Source organism: Pantoea anthophila, assembly GCF_026104315.1.
Classification (GTDB): Bacteria; Pseudomonadota; Gammaproteobacteria; order Enterobacterales; family Enterobacteriaceae; genus Pantoea; species Pantoea anthophila.
In genome coordinates this window covers 2,011,740-2,030,640 of sequence record NZ_CP110473.1, presented here as the reverse complement: position 1 = coordinate 2,030,640, position 18,901 = coordinate 2,011,740, and the positions used below count along the sequence as shown (strand labels likewise).

16 protein-coding genes are annotated in these 18,901 nt (G+C 57.3%); 12 read left to right on the top strand and 4 right to left on the bottom strand.

What is annotated here, in order from left to right:
• Positions 1–195 precede the first annotated feature (195 nt).
• Positions 196–435, bottom strand: a complete 240-nt coding sequence (locus OJ965_RS11955; RefSeq protein ID WP_265135870.1) for a hypothetical protein — start codon at positions 433–435, stop codon at positions 196–198.
• 320 nt (positions 436–755) lie between these two features.
• Between OJ965_RS11955 and OJ965_RS11950 the strand changes: the two genes are divergently transcribed.
• From OJ965_RS11950 to OJ965_RS11930, 5 genes are all read left to right on the top strand, one after another.
• On the top strand, positions 756–1,871 hold the full coding sequence (locus OJ965_RS11950; protein WP_009090234.1) for an ABC transporter substrate-binding protein: 1,116 nt from the start codon (positions 756–758) through the stop codon (positions 1,869–1,871).
• 162 nt (positions 1,872–2,033) lie between these two features.
• Complete coding sequence (locus tag OJ965_RS11945; RefSeq protein WP_140925340.1) at positions 2,034–2,441, top strand: DUF2231 domain-containing protein; 408 nt, start codon at positions 2,034–2,036, stop codon at positions 2,439–2,441.
• Between the two features lie 12 nt (positions 2,442–2,453).
• Positions 2,454–3,755, top strand: coding sequence for a PQQ-dependent sugar dehydrogenase (locus tag OJ965_RS11940; protein WP_046101813.1), 1,302 nt, complete (start codon positions 2,454–2,456; stop codon positions 3,753–3,755).
• A gap of 630 nt (positions 3,756–4,385) precedes the next feature.
• Positions 4,386–5,018, top strand: a complete 633-nt coding sequence (locus OJ965_RS11935; protein WP_265135864.1) for a DapH/DapD/GlmU-related protein — start codon at positions 4,386–4,388, stop codon at positions 5,016–5,018.
• A 227-nt stretch (positions 5,019–5,245) separates the two neighbouring features.
• Positions 5,246–6,661 carry a purine-cytosine permease family protein gene (locus OJ965_RS11930; protein WP_265135862.1) on the top strand — a complete coding sequence of 472 codons (1,416 nt, stop codon included), beginning with the start codon at positions 5,246–5,248 and terminating at the stop codon, positions 6,659–6,661.
• Positions 6,662–6,736: 75 nt separating this feature from the next.
• On the opposite strand, the gene OJ965_RS11925 is transcribed toward OJ965_RS11930, so the two are convergent.
• The 3 genes from OJ965_RS11925 to OJ965_RS11915 form a co-directional block, all read right to left on the bottom strand.
• On the bottom strand, positions 6,737–8,059 hold the full coding sequence (locus OJ965_RS11925) for an MFS transporter (protein WP_150029590.1): 1,323 nt from the start codon (positions 8,057–8,059) through the stop codon (positions 6,737–6,739).
• A 177-nt stretch (positions 8,060–8,236) separates the two neighbouring features.
• The gene (locus OJ965_RS11920) at positions 8,237–9,247 is read right to left on the bottom strand and encodes a GT-D fold domain-containing glycosyltransferase (protein WP_265135859.1); all 1,011 of its coding nucleotides are present in this window, start codon (positions 9,245–9,247) and stop codon (positions 8,237–8,239) included.
• A gap of 92 nt (positions 9,248–9,339) precedes the next feature.
• Entirely contained in the window at positions 9,340–9,585 is a 246-nt protein-coding gene (locus OJ965_RS11915; RefSeq protein WP_265135857.1) for a hypothetical protein, read from the bottom strand.
• 330 nt (positions 9,586–9,915) lie between these two features.
• On the opposite strand from OJ965_RS11915, the gene OJ965_RS11910 reads away from it, so the two are divergent.
• The 7 genes from OJ965_RS11910 to OJ965_RS11880 all read left to right on the top strand — a co-directional run bounded on the left by OJ965_RS11910 (position 9,916) and on the right by OJ965_RS11880 (position 18,901).
• Positions 9,916–12,273 (top strand): membrane-bound PQQ-dependent dehydrogenase, glucose/quinate/shikimate family, encoded by a 2,358-nt coding sequence (locus tag OJ965_RS11910; protein WP_265135855.1) that lies wholly within the window; start codon positions 9,916–9,918, stop codon positions 12,271–12,273.
• Positions 12,274–12,569: 296 nt separating this feature from the next.
• A complete protein-coding gene (locus tag OJ965_RS11905; protein WP_058958215.1) occupies positions 12,570–13,550 on the top strand; it encodes a TIM barrel protein in 981 nt (326 codons plus the stop codon).
• Between the two features lie 67 nt (positions 13,551–13,617).
• Positions 13,618–14,658, top strand: coding sequence for a sugar ABC transporter substrate-binding protein (locus OJ965_RS11900; protein WP_009090224.1), 1,041 nt, complete (start codon positions 13,618–13,620; stop codon positions 14,656–14,658).
• Positions 14,659–14,674: 16 nt separating this feature from the next.
• Complete coding sequence (locus OJ965_RS11895) at positions 14,675–16,177, top strand: sugar ABC transporter ATP-binding protein (RefSeq protein WP_265135851.1); 1,503 nt, start codon at positions 14,675–14,677, stop codon at positions 16,175–16,177.
• A 32-nt stretch (positions 16,178–16,209) separates the two neighbouring features.
• Positions 16,210–17,181, top strand: coding sequence for an ABC transporter permease (locus tag OJ965_RS11890; protein ID WP_265135849.1), 972 nt, complete (start codon positions 16,210–16,212; stop codon positions 17,179–17,181).
• On the top strand, positions 17,181–18,038 hold the full coding sequence (locus OJ965_RS11885; protein WP_009090221.1) for a MurR/RpiR family transcriptional regulator: 858 nt from the start codon (positions 17,181–17,183) through the stop codon (positions 18,036–18,038). The genes OJ965_RS11890 and OJ965_RS11885 overlap by 1 nt, the downstream gene beginning before the upstream one ends.
• 2 nt (positions 18,039–18,040) lie before the next feature.
• Positions 18,041–18,901, top strand: a complete 861-nt coding sequence (locus tag OJ965_RS11880; RefSeq protein WP_265135847.1) for a PfkB family carbohydrate kinase — start codon at positions 18,041–18,043, stop codon at positions 18,899–18,901.

Below are 18,901 nucleotides of genomic sequence, written 5' to 3'. Positions count from 1 at the left end.
CGGCTGCTCTGGTCGCGGACAGATGTGACAAACCCACGCATCCGGCATATCCGGATATTGCAGACAAGGGTCTGGCTGAATGAGATCGAGGTTTACAGGCGGGGAGGAGGCAGATCGATCTGCGCCTGAACCCGGAGAGGAGTCAGGCGAGAGGCAGAGAGAGGAACACGGAGCGGGAACAAAAACGAGCAGACATCATTTCCGGGCCATCAGCATGGTCAGCAGTTCACGGCAGCACGCTTCTTCTTCGTCACTGTCTGCGGAGGCGAGATAGCGCAGCAGTTCCATGCAGCTTTTTTCCTTGCCCGCTTCCAGTAACTCCTCGATCAGGAAATTAAGTTTGTCCTGTTCAGAGGCAGTAAAAGAGGAGCTGAACCCGGTTTGGGTCGGGAGAGTGGGATTGACCGGCAGGGTCAGGGTGTTTTGCATCGGCATATTATTGTCCTGTTTCGGGTTAAAAAATGCACTGGTGTTGCTATTAAACTTATACAGCGATCCTTATTTTGTACAGGAATGGGATGGAATGATTTTTAACCCGGGCCTAAGCGCAGCGCGGGATGCAGAGGAAATCCCGGCTAATCATTCAGTTATCTGACAACCCTTTTCAGAAATTTTTTTCTCTGTTCAGACCTGAATCCACTTCACACGACGGCAAAAAACTTTTCATTCACGCTCTTCCCCTGATCGCTGATTTAAGTGATAGTAACGCCGCTTTACATTAATAATTCTCATTATCATCTGTGTGGGTTTTTACAATGAAAAAATGGTTTTTCGCACTGGGGATGCTCACGCTGTCAGGAATGGCGTCGGCCAAAATGATTACTGATGTCGCAGGCCGTCAGGTTGAGGTGCCGCAGGAGGCGAAGCGCATCATTCTGGGTGAGGGGCGTCAGATCTATCTGCTGGCAGCCTTTGACACCGACGCGCCCTTTAAGCGGGTCATCGGCTGGCGGGACGATCTCCACAAGGCCGACTGGGATGGCTATCAGGCTTATGAGAAACGCTATCCGCAAATCAGGAAACTGCCGACCTTCGGCGGGGCGAAAGATGGCACCTTTAACATTGAGCAGGCGTTAACCCTGAAGCCCGATCTGGTGCTGATGAATCTGGAATCGAAAGCGGCCACTGATGAAGGCAAGCTGACAGAAAAACTGCAGGCGGTCGGTGTGCCGGTGGTGTTTATCGATTTCCGTGAAGCGCCGATGGTGAACGCCGAGAAAAGTATCCGCATCATGGGCGAACTGGTGAACAAACCGGCGCGGGCGCAGGAGATCATTCAGTTCCGCCAGCAGCAGATTGAGAGGGTGACCTCGCGGCTGAAAAACTTTACCGGCTATCGCCCGAAAGTGATGATCGACCGCGCCGGTGGCTACAGCGATGAGTGCTGCATGTCGTTTGGTAATGAGAACTTCGGTCAGATGGTGGAGATAGCGGGCGGACGTAATATTGCCAGAGATCTTATCCCCGGCACCTTCGGCACCGTGAACCCGGAGCAGATCATCGCCAGTCAACCCGATGTGGTGGTGGTCACCGGGGCCAACTGGAAGAACTACAATACCGTGGGCAAATGGGTCGGCGTCGGGCCGGGCGCCAATGTGACCGAGGCGACGGCGCGTCTGAAGGCGCTGATGATGCGCGATGCGTTTAAAACCCTGCCGGTGGCGCACAATGGCAACGTCCACGCGATCTGGCATCAGTTCTACGACAGTCCTTATCAGTTTGTGGCTATCCAGGCGCTGGCGAAGTGGCTGCATCCCGATCTCTTTGCCGATCTCGATCCCGACGCAACGTTCCGCGAATTTCATCAGAAGTTCCTGCCGCTGCCTTATCAGCCAGGCTACTGGGTGACACTGCCCGCAGATAAACCCTGACTGACCGGCGATGACAGGGATGTCATCGCCAGCATTACACTTCCCGCCGAATAAACCCGCTCTTTCCCTTCAGATTTACTAACCTTTTACAGGCGCGGCCTCGTTTGCTCTGAGCAGCATGACGTGTCGTCGTCCGCATTCACGCTAAAAATGGAGAGAAACATGCGCAATATCTCGGGAAGATCGGCCTTTGCCGTGACGCTGTACGCTCTGCTGGAGCCGGTGCCGCTGGGCTTTTTTGTTGCGGCCTGGCTGTTCGACATTTTCTACAGTCAGACCTTTGTACAGTTCTGGACTGACGCCGCAGGCTGGCTGATTGCGCTGGGACTGATTCTGGCCATTGTGCCGCGACTCATCGCGCTGGTTTATCTGTTTCGCGGCAGTGACAGTGCGGAGAAGAGCCATTTCTGGCTCTGGCTGGTGGCGGTTGTGATCGCTGTCATCAATGCGTTTATTCACAGCCGTGATGCCGCCGCGGTGATCCCGCTGGGCGTGACGCTTTCGACGCTGGTGGTGGCGCTGCTGCTGCTGGCGAATGTGCAACTTGCGTTACGTCAGCGTAGCGCTTAAGGAGGAGCCACCATGAAGATACCGCATAAAACGCTGCTCGCGCTGACCCTGGCAGCCCTGCTGGCGGGCTGTGATGATGGTGCACAAATCGACCCCCAGAAGCAGACCGGTCCGAATCCTGAACTGCCAAAGGCGAAGAGTTTCTTTATGCCGCCGATGCAGGTGCCGGAAGGCACGCCCTGGAAGGCGGGTGAGATGCCCAAAGTGGCTGACGGGCTGAAGATTGAAAAGATCGCTGACAATCTGCAGCATCCGCGTCAGGTCTATGTCCTGCCGAACGACGACGTGCTGGTGGCGGAATCAAACGGCCCGGCCAAACCGACGACCCGGCCGAAGCAGCTCATCATGGGCATCGTACAGAAAGCCTCAGGTAAGGGCGGTGCAGGCGGCAACCGGATTACGCTGCTGCGCAAGGTGAACGGCAAATGGGAGCAGCACCGCTTTATTGAGAATCTGCATTCCCCGTTTGGCATGCAGCTGATTGGCAACACGCTCTATGTCGCCAATGCGGACAGCCTGGTGAAGTTCCCGTATCGCGAAGGGGAAACCGAGATTCGCACCGCGCCGGAAGAGGTGACTGAACTGCCGGGCGGCCCGATTAACCACCACTGGACCAAGGCGCTGCTGGCCAGCCCCGATGGCAGCAAGCTCTATGTCGGGGTCGGTTCCAACAGTAACGTCACCGAGAACGGCATTGGCGCAGAGTATCGCCGTGCCGCGGTGCTGGAAGTGGATGCCGCCACCGGCGCCAGCCGCATCTTTGCCAGCGGGCTGCGCAATCCAACCGGCTTACAGTGGGAACCTCAGAGCGGCAAACTCTGGGCTATCGTCAATGAGCGTGATGAAATCGGCTCGGACCTGGTGCCCGACTACATGACCTCGGTGCAGGACAAAGGGTTCTACGGCTGGCCCTACAGCTACTTTGGTCAGCATGTTGATACCCGCGCCGAACCGCAGCGTCCCGATCTGGTGGCGAAGGCGATCAAACCCGATTACGCCCTGAGCTCACATGTCGCTCCGCTGGGTCTGCTCTTCTATGGCGCAGATAACATGCCGCAGTATCGTGGCGGTGCCTTTATCAGTGAACACGGCAGCTGGAACCGGACACCGTTGAATGGCTACAAAGTGGTGTGGGTGAAATTTGAGAACGGCAAACCGGTGGGGCAGCCGCAGACGGTGGTCTCGGGCTTCCTGACGGATGATCAAAAGCAGGTGCGGGGATTGCCGGTAGGTCTCGCCAGCGACAGAGAGGGGGGTGTGCTGATTGCGGATGACGCAGGGAACACCATCTGGCGGGTCAGCGCCGCCAGGTAACCCGGACGGGTCCGTTTTCACTGCCGGAAAGCAGGCATAAAAAAAGGATTTGGCATCGCGCCAAATCCTTTATTTTTTTGTTCGCTACCCGGCTGGTAACCGCGCTGCGAACGGGGTGCTCAGCACTCTCCACAGAACAGATTGTAAAATGTGCGGCTAAGGATTTCAAGTTTCGCCAAAATACTGTATGTTTATACATGTGTTGAGTGTTGAGCCTCGCCTCATTGTCGACTGGCCGCTCCCAGGGGCACGGTTTTAAAATCCCGGCAGGTATCAGGTGGTGCTGGCCTGTGGCTTTAACCTTGAGTGCCGCTCAGCCCTCTCCACAAAGATGTGCTTAGGCGCCCGGCGGGTAGAGTCAAAGCCCTGGTTGCCGAACAGCGCGCTCCTGTAAAAGGAGAAGGAAAGTGATGGAACTGACTAAGCTGATTCTGGATCTTATCCGGGTCATCTTGCAGATCATCGTTGCCCTTATGCAACTGACCGGTCACGCAGGTTAACCGGAACTTGAAACAAGGCGGAGCTAACCACTCCGCCTTTTTTCTTTGTCAATTCTCTGTCATGCGCAGCGGGTAAGGTGGGGCGACAAAAGCACGCCAGCGGGGCGTGGCTTACCTGACCGGAACGATTATGTCTCTTGCCGCCGTTATGCCTGCCCGGCTTGCGCACACCTGGATCGACGACAGTGTACGGATGCGGGAAACCACTGTGGGACAGCAGTGTGAAATTCTGGCGCACAGCCTGCTGGAATACAGCGAGCTGGGTGACTTCTCCTATGTTGGCGAACACTGCTGCCTGGCGGATACCCGCGTGGGCCGCTTCTGCGCCATCGCGAATCAGGTGCGCATCGGCGCGCCGAATCATCCGATAGATCGCGCCTCACAGCACCGCTTTACCTACTGCCCGGAGTATTATCACGCCAGCGCCCGCCGCGATCAGGGCTTCTTTGCCGCCCGCCGGGCCGACCGGGTGGTGATAGGCAATGATGTCTGGATCGGGCATGGGGTGATTGTGCTGCCCGGCGTGACCGTCGGTGACGGTGCGGTGCTGGCGGCGGGCGCGGTGGTGACCAGAGATGTCGCCCCCTACAGCGTGGTGGGGGGCGTGCCGGCGCGTCCGCTGCGGATGCGCTTTACCCCTGCGATTGCCGCCCGCCTGCAGCGCATAGCCTGGTGGAACTGGCCGCTGGAGAAACTGCTGGCGAACCTGCCTGACTTTCAGCACGGCGATATCGACGCGTTCTGCCAGCGGCACGGAGAGTAGTGAGCAGAATACGCTGAAATGGACCCGCCATCGTCAGCGGGTCATCGCGGAAGGATAATCGACCTGGCGGACCTGTCGTTATCATCACATTTTCGAATGACAGGTTGCCTTGTAACTTTCCGGTGCGCATGACACCATCGATACATGTATAGACATGTATCTTCAACTGTCTTACTGACTGATCTCTTTTTACTCAACGCATCTCTCACTGTTCCAGCGAGGACTCTATGTCGGTCAAACCCTCTGTATCAGACTATCCGGGCGCAGAGAAACCGCGCCTGTCGGAAACCCGCTCGATTGATTACATCCCCTTGCAGGAGCGTCACGGTCATCCCTTCAGTCAGTTTACGCTCTGGTTTGGCGGCAATCTGCAAATTACGGCGATCGTGACGGGTGCGCTGGCTGTCGTACTGGGTGGCGATGTGGTGTGGTCGCTGGCCGGTTTACTGGTGGGTCAGATCTTAGGGGCGGGGATCATGGCCCTGCATGCGATTCAGGGACCGCGCCTGGGCTTACCGCAGATGATTACCAGCCGTATGCAGTTTGGCGTCTTTGGTGCCGTGATCCCGCTGGTGCTGGTCTGTATTATGTATGTGGGCTTTTCAGCCAGCGGGACGGTATTAGCGGGACAGGCGCTGGCCAGACTGATTCACGTCAGCAACGCCACCGGCATGGTGGTGTTCAGCGTCCTGATTGTGGTCATTGCGGTACTGGGTTATCGCGTCATTCATCAGCTGGGAAAACTGGCGAGCGTGATTGGCGTGGCAGCCTTTGCCTATCTATTCATTACCCTGTTCACCACCCATGATTTATCGGCGGTGTGGCAGAACCGGCACTTTACCCTGGCAAATTTTCTGCTGGCGGTTTCTCTCTCTTCCTCCTGGCAAATCGCGTTCTGTCCCTATGTCTCTGACTATTCCCGCTATCTGCCCGCGCAGGTTTCCGCGAAGAAACTCTTCAGTGCCGTCTTTTTTGGCACCGTGCTGGGCACCCAGGCGTCGATGACGCTGGGGGTGATCGTGGCCGCGATTGCCGGCAGCGCGTTTTCAGGCAATGAGGTCGGCTACATTGTGAGTCTGGGCAGCACGGCCACGATGGCGATGGTGATCTATTTCGCGATCTGCTTTGGCAAGATCACCTTTACCACGCTGAATGCCTACGGCAGTTTCATGTCCCTGACCACCATTGTCTCTGGCTTTCGGCAGCAAACGACGCTGAGCCAGGGCGGGCGCATCCTGTTTGTGGTGCTGATGGTCACGCTGGCCTGCGTCATCGCTCTGCTCAGTGAACCGGCCTTTCTGAAATCCTTTACCCACTTCCTGCTCTTTCTGCTGGCGTTCTTTGTGCCCTGGAGCGCCATCAGCCTGACGGATTTCTACCTCGTTACCAAAGGCCGCGTCGATATCCCGGCACTTTCCCGGCCCGAGGGACGCTATGGACGCTGGAACCTCACCGGCATCGTGGTCTACTTTCTGGGCGTGGCGGTGCAGTTGCCGTTTATTGACAACCCTTTGCACCATGGCTCACTGACGTGGATTTTTGCCGGCAATGATGTCTCCTGGATCATCGGCTGGTGTGTCACCGCACTGCTATGGCTCGTCGCCAGCCACTGGGATCGCCGCGGCACGCCCTCTGCGGGATAAAAAAAGCCGCCCTGAGGGGCGGCTTTTTTGACTGTCGTGCTGAGATGGTGCGGGTGCGCCCCAGCGGCTGACCTGTCAGGCAGCAGAAACGTCCGCGGTGCCGCCCTCAGTGTCAGCCACCAGCGGTTTTTCCGGCTGCAGCAGCGTCATGGCCAGCATGCTGCCAAAGGCGATAAGCGCCGTCACGGTGAACATCGCGTTATAGCCGTAATACTCCGCCAGCCAGCCGCACAGCATCGGTGAGATAATCGCCGCCAGATTGGCAATCGCCAGCGTCATGCCGCTGAAGGTGCCTACCGAGGCTTTCGGGCTGACATCGATCACCACCGACCAGTAGACATTATTCACCAGCGCATTGAGTGCGTTGCCCAGGGTCATCAGCGCAATAATGCCTGCGGCCGACTGCATATAGGGGATCGCCATAAAGCAGCAGGCGGTGCCGCAGAGCGTCACGGCGGCGAACAGGTTGCGCGCCAGCCGCAGGTTATGGAAGCGCGCCAGCAGCGCGTCGGCGATGCGGCCGCCCAGCAGGACCGTCAGGCAGGCACCGCTCCATGGGATCATCGCCACGTACCACAGCGAGTGCAGATCGTAGTGGAAATTATCCTGCAGATATTTCGGCATCCAGGTCACCAGCGTGAAGGTGATGTAGAGGAAGGAGAAATAGCCCAGCGCGTTGCAGACCAGCGTCCGGCTGGTGAAAAAGCGCCACCAGGGCAGCGGCACACTGTCGGCCGCGCTGCGGCGCTGCCCGGCGTGGATCAGCGCGCGCTCGGCCGGATTGGTGGCGGCGCTCTTTTCCGGGCTGTCGCTGAAGGTCCGGGCAAACAGCGCCATCGCCAGCAGGGAAAAGACCCCCAGCAGAATAAACATCATGCGCCAGTCATGGGTCAGCAGCAGCAGGCCCACGGCGATTGGGGCGGTCAGCAGCGCGCCGACCTGGGTCGAGAGCAGGCCGATGCCCAGCGCAAAGCCACGCTCGTTGTCGGGTGCCCAGTGGGCAATCGCCTTGTTCATTAGCGCGTAGGCCGGGCCTTCGGAAAAGCCGAACAGAATGCGCAGGGCGGCAAAGCCCATAATGGCTGAGCCGCCAAACAGTGCCATACCGAGCTCACCCGCCCAGGCGGTGGCGATCTCCAGTAACGACCAGAGTACGCCCGCCAGCAGCCAGACTTTTTTGGTGCCGATGCGGTCAGCCAGAAACCCGCCGCACAGCGAACCAAACAGATAGCCAAAGCCAAAGTAGCCCAGCACGGCGCCGAGCTGCACCTTACTGAAATGGTATTCTGCCGCAATGGCGTTGGCTGCAAATGAGAGGGCGCCGCGATCGATATAGTTAATCAGCGCGATCAGGAACAGCAGTGAAAATATGGTGTAACGGTAACGGCTGGGTGTCATCTCACTTCTCCTGATTGATAGTTTCAGGAGATCTGAAGCAAAATTGATGCCGGAAAAGCGCATCGCCCGGCAAAGCCCGGCAGGCCGGTGAGCCCGCCCGCCACATCAGGCAGTGATCGCGCTAATTATTCGCCTGCGCATCAATGCAGTGCAGTCACTGCCTGCCGATGGGGAGCCTCAGGCCGCGTTATGGTGAGTCGTGCTGACGTGTGGCAGGGGAACCACAACCGCGACCACTGCGGCATCAGAACCCGGCTTTGCCGGTGGCATTTCGCCAACGTGCTGCAGGATCTGCTGCTGATAGGTTGCATCTTCCACCGTGGTCTGTTCACCCAGCAGTACGCCCGCCTCATTCACGTTTTTGCCTTCGACTTTCATTTTATGTGTGGCGCTGGCCAGCATCCATTCATATTCAATATCAACGTGTCCGCTATCAATACAGCGAATGCCGTGCTGACTTAAATCATAAGCCAGCACGGTAGCGGTCGGGCCTAATGAAATTAAGACCAGATCAAAGCTGAGCGCCTGCGCTAATACCGTGTCAAAAAGACGATCGTAAACAGAAAAGGCATTACGGTTCAGCGTGGTAATACGTTTCACCTCCAGGGCACCATCCAGTAAATCGTTGCCTAATCCCAGACGTGTTCCGCTGCCTTCGACAATTAATACCCGGCGGCCCTTATAGAGCTGTTTAAATTTATCAAATATCGTCCGGGATAACTGTTTGCCTTTATAGTCGTGATAAGGGCGGGTCACGGAAGTATTTCCATAGCGGTACTGCCTATTCAGCAGCGCGTCATAATGCCTGAAATAAAAGGATTTATGGAAGAACCAGAAGAGGGCCGATCCACTGCGCATATTACGGGTGGTGCGAAAGGCATCGGGCAGGCAGATCAGACAGTTCGGGTTGGCCTGCGGCTCCTGCTGCAGCAGGGCCTTGAGCCGCGCAGAGAGGTTCGGATCAAAGGGCTGAAAGCCGATGTTTTTATACCAGGTCATCTCCAGTTCACCGTCACCATAACGGGCCAGCGATAATTGAGGATTACGCAATAACAGGTCAATCGTCTCTTCTATCGACATAACAGAATAACGTTTTACCCGCGCCTGGGCGGCAGGGTAACGAATCGCGGCGTGTATAAATTTAAACGGAAAACGAAGCTTGCGATAAATCGCATTCAATGCGGACATAATTACCTGCCTGAGTTATTGCTGCATGAAAAAAATCCTGCCTGATGGCCGGATAAATCGAAAAGATAATGCTGATATATATCACAGATAAATTAAGCGGCAGGCTGCGGAAAGTCTGAAATCGTTTTCAGCGCCGGAATGCCTTCCTGCATTAATGTATTAATTATTGCTTTCCGGCCGGTTAAACAGGGCGGTGATAAATGTCTGTCCCGAATAAACGGGCGAAAAATAATTTCGCGCTGCGCCAGTCGGGGCTCGCTGGCGAATAAAGGATACGGAACAGTCGCGTTGCCAGTTTCAGCAATAAGATTAAACCCTGAACAGGGATTAAAAAGCATTATGATTATTTGACACTCCTTTTAATTCAGCGATGACGCATAAGTGAGCATTACTGAAGCCCGGCTTGTCTGATATTTCTCCACTTTTGAACAAAAGGTGCGATAACCTGCGGCCTGAGGTTAATTTATTGTGATGAATATCGCGTTATTGTCCCTTCCGGAAGCAGAAAAAGCGGCAATACCGGTCTGGATCGGGTGCGGTTAAATAAAATTCATTAATGATTTACGTCTGTACACGTTTTTACATATTTCATGTGTAAGTTAAAATCTCGTTGAAATTATGTTTCACGTTTAACGTTTCTGACGCCGCTAATGACCCGAGGAAGGATCATGATCAATAAAATAACCAGTATAATCATGGTGATATTTGCTATTGCCCTGATTTACATGGGAGGACAACTCCTGCTGGCAGGAGGCAGCGCATTTTATGCGCTGATGGGTGTGGGCGTGCTGCTTAGCGCAGTTCTGCTGTGGATGAAAAAACGCAGCGCGCTGACACTCTATGCGCTGCTGATGTGGATCACACTGTTCTGGATGATCCGGGAAGTGGGCTTCGATAAGTGGCAGTGGATCCCGCGCGGGGATCTGTTCGGGGTGCTCGGCGTCTGGCTGGCGCTGCCCTGGGTGGTACGTCCTCTGTTTCAGGGACAGCGCCGCTTTCATCCTTTCCTGGGCGGCTCGGTTATTGTGATGCTGCTGCTGGTCGCCGGCCTCTGCTTCTACGATCCGCTGCCGCAGCAGGGGACCATCACGACAGCCCGTAACAGTTCCGTCACCGGCGGCGCGGATGAGGAGTGGCGCGCCTATGGCGGGACAGCGGAGGGTCAGCGTTTTTCGGCGCTGAAACAGATCACCAAAGATAACGTGAAAAATCTGGAAGTGGCATGGACCTATCACACCGGCGATCTGCGTCAGGAGGGCGATGCCACCGAGTACACCTTTGAAGCGACGCCGCTGAAAGCTAATGGCATGCTCTACTTCTGTACGCCGCACAACGAAGTGCATGCGCTTGACCCGGAAACCGGGTCGGTGAAATGGAAAGCCGTCCCGGATAAAAACCGCTCCTGGCTGCAGCAGCATCAGACCTGTCGCGGTGTGAGCTACTTCGATGCCGGTCAGCAGGCGCAGCAGGCGACGGAAAGGGCACCGGCCCTCTGCCGCAAGCGAATTTTTAACGCCACCACCGATGCCCGCCTGCGGGCGCTGGATGCGGATACCGGCAAACCCTGCGCTGACTTCGGCAACAACGGTGAGGTGGATCTGCGCGCTAATATGGGCGAGCTGCGCCCGCACGCACTGATGCAGACGGCCGCACCGCTGGTGGCCGGTAATCTGGTGATCGTGGGTGGTTCGGTCATGGATAACGGGTTCAACACCGGCAATCCGTCAGGTGTCATCCGTGCCTATGATGCGGTCACCGGGCGTCTGGTGTGGAACTTCGATCCGGCTAACCCGGAAAAGAGCGCGCCTGTTGCTGACGCGGTCATCTATCCGCAGGATACCCCGGTCGCCTGGGCAACCCTGAGCGCCGACCTGAAGAACGGTCTGGTCTACGTACCCTTTGGTAATGCTTCACCGGATGAAGTCGGCACGGCTCGCGATCCGGCCAGCAATACCGAGAAATTCCGTGATGCGCTGGTGGCGCTGGATCTGAAAACCGGTGCTTTCAGATGGCGTTATCAGAGCTCAAATCACGACCTCTGGGACCGCGATAATCCGTCGCAGCCCTCGCTGGTGGACATCAGCTATCAGGGCAAGCCACAACCGGCGGTGATCCTGCCGACCAAAACCGGCAACCTGTTTGTGCTGAACCGTCTGACCGGCGAGCCGGTTTATCCGGTTAAGCAGGTGAAGGTCTCCACGGACGGTATCCCGGGCGAGCAGTATGCGGCAACCCAGCCGGTTTCCGGCCTGAACTTCATTCCGCAGCCGCTGACGGAGAGCGCCATGTGGGGCATTACGCCGTTTGACCAGATGGCCTGCCGCATCACGTTCCGCGAGCTGCGCTACGATGGCAATCCGTGGACGCCGCCAACGGAAAAAGGATCGCTGATCTTCCCCGGCAACATCGGTGTCTTTAACTGGGGCTCTGTCGCTGTCGATCCGCAGCGTCAGATGCTGATAGCGGCCCCGGTGCGTCTGGCCTACAAATACAACCTGATTAAACGCACGCCGGAAACGGAAACGCAGCGGACCTTCACCAAAGATGGCACGCCATACTGGAATGAGAACTTCCACGGTGACTACGCGATCCATATTCAGCAGATGGCTTCCGGGCTGGGCATTCCCTGCATTGCGCCGCCGTGGGGGCGGATGGTGGGGGTGGATCTCACTACCGGTAAAACCGCGTGGCTGCGCCGCGTCGGCACCACCAAAAACCTGAAGACCAGTTTCCTGCCCGGCCGCTTCCCGCTGGGATTCCCGATGGGCATGGTGGCGCACGGTGGGCCGCTGCTGACGGCGGGTGATCTGGTGTTCCACGGTGCGACGGCGGATAACTTCTTCCGGGCTTACGACAGCACCACCGGCGAACTGCTGTGGCAGACGGAGCTGAGTGCCGGTGCGCAGGCCACGCCATCGACCTTTATGGGTAAAGATGGCCGGCAGTATGTGGTGATTGCGGCGGGGGGGCATGGCTCGCTCGGCACCACGGCGGGCGACAGCGTGGTCGCTTTCCGCCTGAAGTAACCTCAGAGACTGAGCGCCATACGGGCGCTCAGTTTTTTTTACTTTTCTGTCCGCCCGATTCGCCCTCTCTCTCTGCATTACAACCCGTTGTATTACCTTTCTATTCTTCAAGCAAAACCTGCCTGACCGATGATACCGTATCGAAACTATTTCGTGACAGCGCTCGCGGTTTAGCGATTTGCCTGGCCTGTCCGACTTGCGCATTGAGCCGCGAAGCGTAGAGTAAACCATAACTTCACAACTAATCGTGAATATGAAAAGTACTTCACAATACGCACTCTGAAGGATTGACGCTCATGTCGGAACTGAAATTTGCTACCCGTCTTAACTCTTTCGCCTCGGGGGCGCACCTCTACTGGCCCGGCCAGCAGGGCAAGCCCTCGGTACTGCAGATGGTGGCCCGTGCAGGCAAGGTTAAAGGTCTGACGCATCTCGACCTTAACTATCCGCAGCATCTCACCAGCGACATTCCCACGCTGCGCCAGGCGATCAGCGATGCGGGTCTGGCGGTCAACGGGATGCAGATGCGCTGGGATGCGCCCCAGTTCAAAATTGGCGCGTTCACTCATCCTGACGCCAGAGTGCGTCGCGAAGCGATCGAGCTGACCAAACGCGGTATCGACGCCGGTCGGGAGTTTGGTTCCCGGCTGATGACGCTGTGGATGGGGCAGGACGGTTTCGATTACTGCTTTCAGGCGGACTATAAGAAGATCTGGGAGGATGCCGTCAGCGCGGTGCGTGAGGTGGCGGAGTACGCCCCGGATGTGGATGTCAGCATTGAATATAAGCCCAACGAGCCGCGCGCCTACAGCATCTTTCCCAACGCTACCACCTGTCTGCTGGCGGTGGAAGAGGCGGGCTGCGCCAATCTGGGGATTACTCTGGATTTTGCTCACGTGCTGTTTGCCAATGAGATCCCGGCCTTCGCCGCCGCGATGGTGGCACGCCGCTCGCGGCTGCTGGGGCTGGACCTGAATGATGGCTGGGGCAAACGCGACGACGGGCTGATGGTCGGCTCAGTCAATCCGCGCGCCACGCTGGAGTTTCTCTGGCAGATGCAGCGCGACGGCTACCGCGGTGCCTACTACTTCGATACGTTCCCGGATGCCAGCGGCCTTGACCCGATTCGGGAAGCGGAAAGCAATATCGCGACCGTCACCCGCTTGCTGAGGTTGTGTGACCAGCTGCATGGCAACGCGGCATTACTGGCGGCCATCGAGCGTCAGGATGCGGTTGCCTCCCAGCAGATCGTCAATGACATCATGCTGGCGCGATAACAGCCCGCTTCTGCGTAACCTGAGTCTGTAGAACAAAAAACGTTACCCACACCCTGAGAATAAAAAAATGAAAAAACGCCTGCTTGCTCTTATCGCCTCCTCACTGCTCTGCAGCACCGTCTATGCGGCAGACCTGGCCCCGTTGCAGTCAGATACGGAACCGGATCGTACCGACTGGACGCAGCTCGACAGCAAATATGGTGCCCTGCCAAAAGTCGACAAGGCGCTGAAGATTGGCGGGGTGTCAAAAACCCTGACCAATGAATACTGGCGCTCACTCGGCCAGGGCTACCAGAACGCAGCAAAGAAATATGGCATCACGGTGGCTTATCAGGCGGCGGCTAATGAAGACGATCAGCTTGGTCAGCTGTCGATTGCGGAAACCCTGATCTCGCAGGGCTTCAACGGCCTGCTGGTCTCGCCGCAGACCGACATTAACCTGCAACCTGCGCTGGAGAGCGCCAGCAGTAAAAATATTCCGGTGGTCAACGTCAATGACGCTGTGATGCCGGATGCGCGCTACTACGTCGGCAACGTCCAGAAAGATAACGGCGTGCGCGTGGCGAAATGGTTCATTCAGCACCATCCGCAGGGCGGCAAAGTGGCGGTCATTGAAGGGCAGCCGGGGGTGTATGCCGCCGGTCAGCGAACCCGTGGATTTAAAGAGACGCTGGACAGCGCCGGGAAGTTCACCATTGTCGCCAGCGTGCCGGCGAACTGGAGTCGCGAGCAGGCCTTTAATGCCGCGTCGACCATTCTGCAGCAGCACCCTGATCTGATCGGCATCTACGCCAACAACGACACGATGGCGCTGGGCGTGGTGGAAGCGGTGCGTGCGCAGAACAAAGCGTCACAGGTGGCGATCTTTGGCACCGACGGCATTTCTGATGCTTACGCCTCGATTAAACGCGGTGAACTCACCGGCACGGTAGACAGCTTTCCGGTTCTTACCGGTGAAGTGGCAATGGACGTCATGATCCGTCTGATCAACGGTCAGAAGCTGTCGCGTGTGGTTTCAACGCCTCAGGCGCTGATCACCAAAGAGAATGTCGACGCGTTCTCAACCAAAGATAACGCGCGGTTGCGTCAGCTGCTGGTTCAGCAATAAGTCAGCGGGAGCGGGTATGGAACAGTTTCGCTTAATGATGCGCGGCATCAGTAAAAGTTACGGTAACGCCGCCGCGCTGCAGGATGTCGATTTTACGGTGCGGCCCGGCGAGGTGCATGCGCTGATCGGAGAAAATGGCGCGGGCAAGTCGACGCTGCTGAACATCCTCTCCGGCGTACGCGGTGCGGATAGCGGAGAGATCAGTGTCAACGGCAACCGGGTTCAGATCCGCAGCCCCCTCAGTGCCCGGCAGGCCGGCATTGCGATGATCCATCAGGAGTTGCAGCACGTTCCGGAGCTCTCCGTCGCGCAGAACATGTTTCTGGGTCGTCCGATAACCTGCGCCGGAGGCTTATGGGTGAATAAAAAAGCGCAGCTGGCGCGGGCTGCGCTGATCCTGAAGACGCTGGATCCCACTATCGATCCCGATACGCCGATCCGGAATCTCAAAGTGTCGCAGCAGCAGATTGTTGAGATTGCCCGTGCGCTGCTGGACGACGCAAAAATCATCGCGATGGATGAGCCAACCTCCAGCCTGACGCCACGGGAGTTTGACCGTCTGGCCGAGCTGATTGGCGATCTGAAGTCGACGGGCGTTTCGCTGATCTACGTGTCGCACAAGATGAATGAGATTTTCCGGGTCTGCGACCGCGCGACCATTATGCGTGACGGTAAGCAGGTGGGCGTGGTCAATATCCGTGAGGAGAATGAAGAGAGCATCGTCGCGAAGATGGTCGGACGGAAGATCGACAAACTCCATCATCAGACGTTTGTCAGCGATCGCGAAGTGCTGCGGGTCGAGGATCTGACGCGCGGCAACGAGGTGGTTGGGGCGAACTTCAGCGTCCGCGCTGGCGAGGTGCTGGGGATCGCCGGGCTGGTCGGCGCAGGTCGCACTGAACTGCTGAAGCTGATTGCCGGTATTGACCGGCGCACGCGCGGCTCAGTGAGCGTCAACGGCAACCCGGTGCAGAACCACAACGTGCGCGCCGCCATTAAGGCGGGCATTGGTCTGGTGCCGGAAGATCGCAAAAAAGAGGGCATCATCAAAGAGCGGGCCGTGAAGATGAATATGGCGCTGCCGTCGATGCACCGTTTCACGTCGGCGGGGCTGACGAACCAGGCCCGGCTCGATCGGGAAGCGCTGAGCGTAATGGGCGATCTGAAGCTGCGCCCGCTCGATATCGAAAAAACCATCGGCACGCTGAGCGGCGGTAATCAGCAAAAGGTGATCATCGGCCGCTGGGTGGCGGCGGACGCCAATGTCTTTCTGTTTGATGAGCCGACGCGTGGCATCGACATTGGCGCCAAGTCTGAGATCTATCATCTGATTGAAAAGCTGGCGCAGTCGGGCAAAGCCATTGTGGTGGTCTCATCAGAGATGACCGAGATTATGCGCATCTCAGACCGGGTGCTGGTGATGCGGGAAGGGCGGATCACCCGAGAGCTTACCGGCAGCGCCATCACCGAAGAGAACATTGCCCGTTATGCCATTAAAGAGAGCGACCAGCCTGCCTGACCGCTTACCTGACATTCACTAAGGTGATAACTATGACCACTCAGACCTCTACCGGGCCGGATACCCGTCCTGCGCTGCGGCTTAAATTTAACGTACGGGATGCCGGTACCTTAATCGGCTTACTGATTATCGTGGTGACATTTTCGTTTCTGTCGCCGGTCTTTTTCACACTGCCAAATCTGCTGAATATTCTGCAGCAGTCCTCGATCAACGCCCTGATTGCACTGGGCATGACGCTGGTGATCATCTCCGGCGGGATTGACCTTTCGGTCGGCCCCACCGCGGCTCTCTCGGCGGTGCTGGGGGCGACCCTGATGGCGTCGGGTGTACCGGTGCCGCTGGCGATCCTCGCCACGCTGGGCGTCGGCGCGATGTGTGGTCTGTTCAGCGGGTCACTCATCGCTTATGCCGGGTTACAGCCGTTTATTGTGACACTGGGTGGCCTGTCGCTGTTCCGGGCCATTGCGCTGATCTTGACCGGCGGAAATCCGGTTTTCGGTATTCCGCTGACGTTTCGCAGCCTGATCAACAGCACGATTTTAGGTATCCCGACCCCCATCGTGATTGTGGCGATCATCGCGCTGCTGCTGTGGACGGTCATGAATAAAACCCCGCTGGGGGAATATATTCTGGCGATTGGCGGCAACGAAGAGGCGGCACGGGTCGCCGGTGTGCCCGTGAAGCGCACCAAGGTGACGGTTTACATCTTCTCCGGCCTGCTGGCCTCACTGGCCGCGCTGATTCTGATTGGCCGTCTGGGCGCTGCCGAGCCAACCATCGGTAACCTGTGGGAGCTGGACGCTATCGCGGCGGCGGCCATTGGTGGGGCTTCACTGATGGGGGGGAAAGGGAGCATTTTCGGGACGCTGATTGGCGTAGTGATCCTCGGCGTGCTGCGTAATGGCTTGACCTTGCTGAATATTCAGGCCTTTTACCAATTGCTCGCTACCGGCCTTATTATTATCATAGCGATGTTGATTGACCGGGCGACCCGAGGCAGGTAATGAAGCAAGATCCGCGAGCCATTGGTGCTCAGATTCGTATGCGTTTGCCCCAGCTGACGCCGTTAGAACGTCGGGTGGCTGAGGCCATCATTGCCCGAACCGACATTACCGAGCAGTCATCCTTAAAAGAGATTGCGCAGGAGAATAATGTCTCTGAAGCGATGATCGTTAAGATCACCAAAAAGCTTAACTTCACCGGCTTCAGACATTTCAGAAGTGGTCTGATCTATTACAACCAGTCTGAAGTAGCGGGGCTGCATGCGGAAATTGAGCCGGATGATTCGTCGGAGCAGTTGCTGGCCAAAGTGTTCAGAACCTCAATCCAGGCGATTGAAGAGACCTTATCAATTCTGGATGTTTCTGAGTTCAATCGGGCGGCGGACATTATCTTTAAAGCGCGTCATATCGATCTCTATGCCGTTGGCGGTTCTGCCGCCGTCGCGCGGGATCTGTCACACAAGATGCTGAAGATAGGCATCAAGTCGACCGCCTATGATGACGCCCATATCATGCTGATGTCAGCCGCCGTGTTATCTGATGACGATGTGGTTATCGCCATCAGCCACTCGGGTGCAACACGCGCAGTGAACGATCCGGTCAAACTGGCGGGAAGAAATGGTGCGAAAGTGATCGCCATTACCAACTACGCCGAATCGCCGATCGCGCAGAGTGCGCATGTGGTCCTCAATTCAACCTCTCAGGGATCGCATCTGTTGGGTGAAAACGCCGCGTCACGCATCGCCCAGCTCAATATTCTGGACGCGCTGTTTGTCGCTATCGCCAAGAAAGATCTGAAGCGGGCGGAGAAGAACCTGATGAAAACCCAGCATGCGGTTCAGGATCTGCGGGAATTCTAGCTATGAGCAAAATTGCAGTCACCGGCAGTCTTCATTACGACATTATGCTGGACGCGCCTCATCGTCCGGAGAAAGGCGAAACGGTGATGGGCAGTGCCTGTCACTATAAGTCTGGCGGCAAGGGCGGAAATCAGGCGGTGGCGGCGGCCCGGGCGGGGGCTGCGGTGCGGTTCGCCGGTTCGGTGGGACGCGATCAGCAGGGCCAGTTTCTGCGGGACTTTCTGCAGCAGGCTGGCGTCGATTGCACGGCGGTGAGTGTGATCGAGGCGATACCTTCCGGTATGAGTGTCGCGATTACCGATGCCGAAGGGGATTACGGTGCCGTCGTGGTGTCCAATGCCAATCAGCACATTCCGCTGGAGACTTTCGAACAGCCAGGCTTCTGGCAGGATGTCTCACTGCTTGTGCTGCAAAACGAGGTGCCGGAAACGGTCAATCTCTGTGCGGCCCGGGCGGCGCAACAGCGAGGGATTAGGGTCTGCGTCAATGCCGCGCCCGCACGCCCCCTGTCGGCGGCGTTTGAAGCGTGTATCGACCTGCTGGTGGTCAATGCCATTGAAGCGCGCGATATGTGCGGGATAAGCGTACAGGATCTGACGTCAGCCCGCGCGGCCGCGGAATCGCTGGCGGGACGCTTTGCCAGGGTGGTCGTGACCGCAGGGGAACACGGCGTCGCTTTCAGCGAGGCGGGAGAGACGCACACGCTGGTGGCGCAGAAGGTGACGCTGGTCAGCACCCATGGTGCCGGGGACTGTTTTGTCGGCGTGTTGTGTCAGCGTCTGAGCATCGGGGCAACGCTGAGAGAAGCGGCAGAAGAGGCTAACCGAGCGGCTGCCGAACACGTTTCCCGGCAGCCACAATGA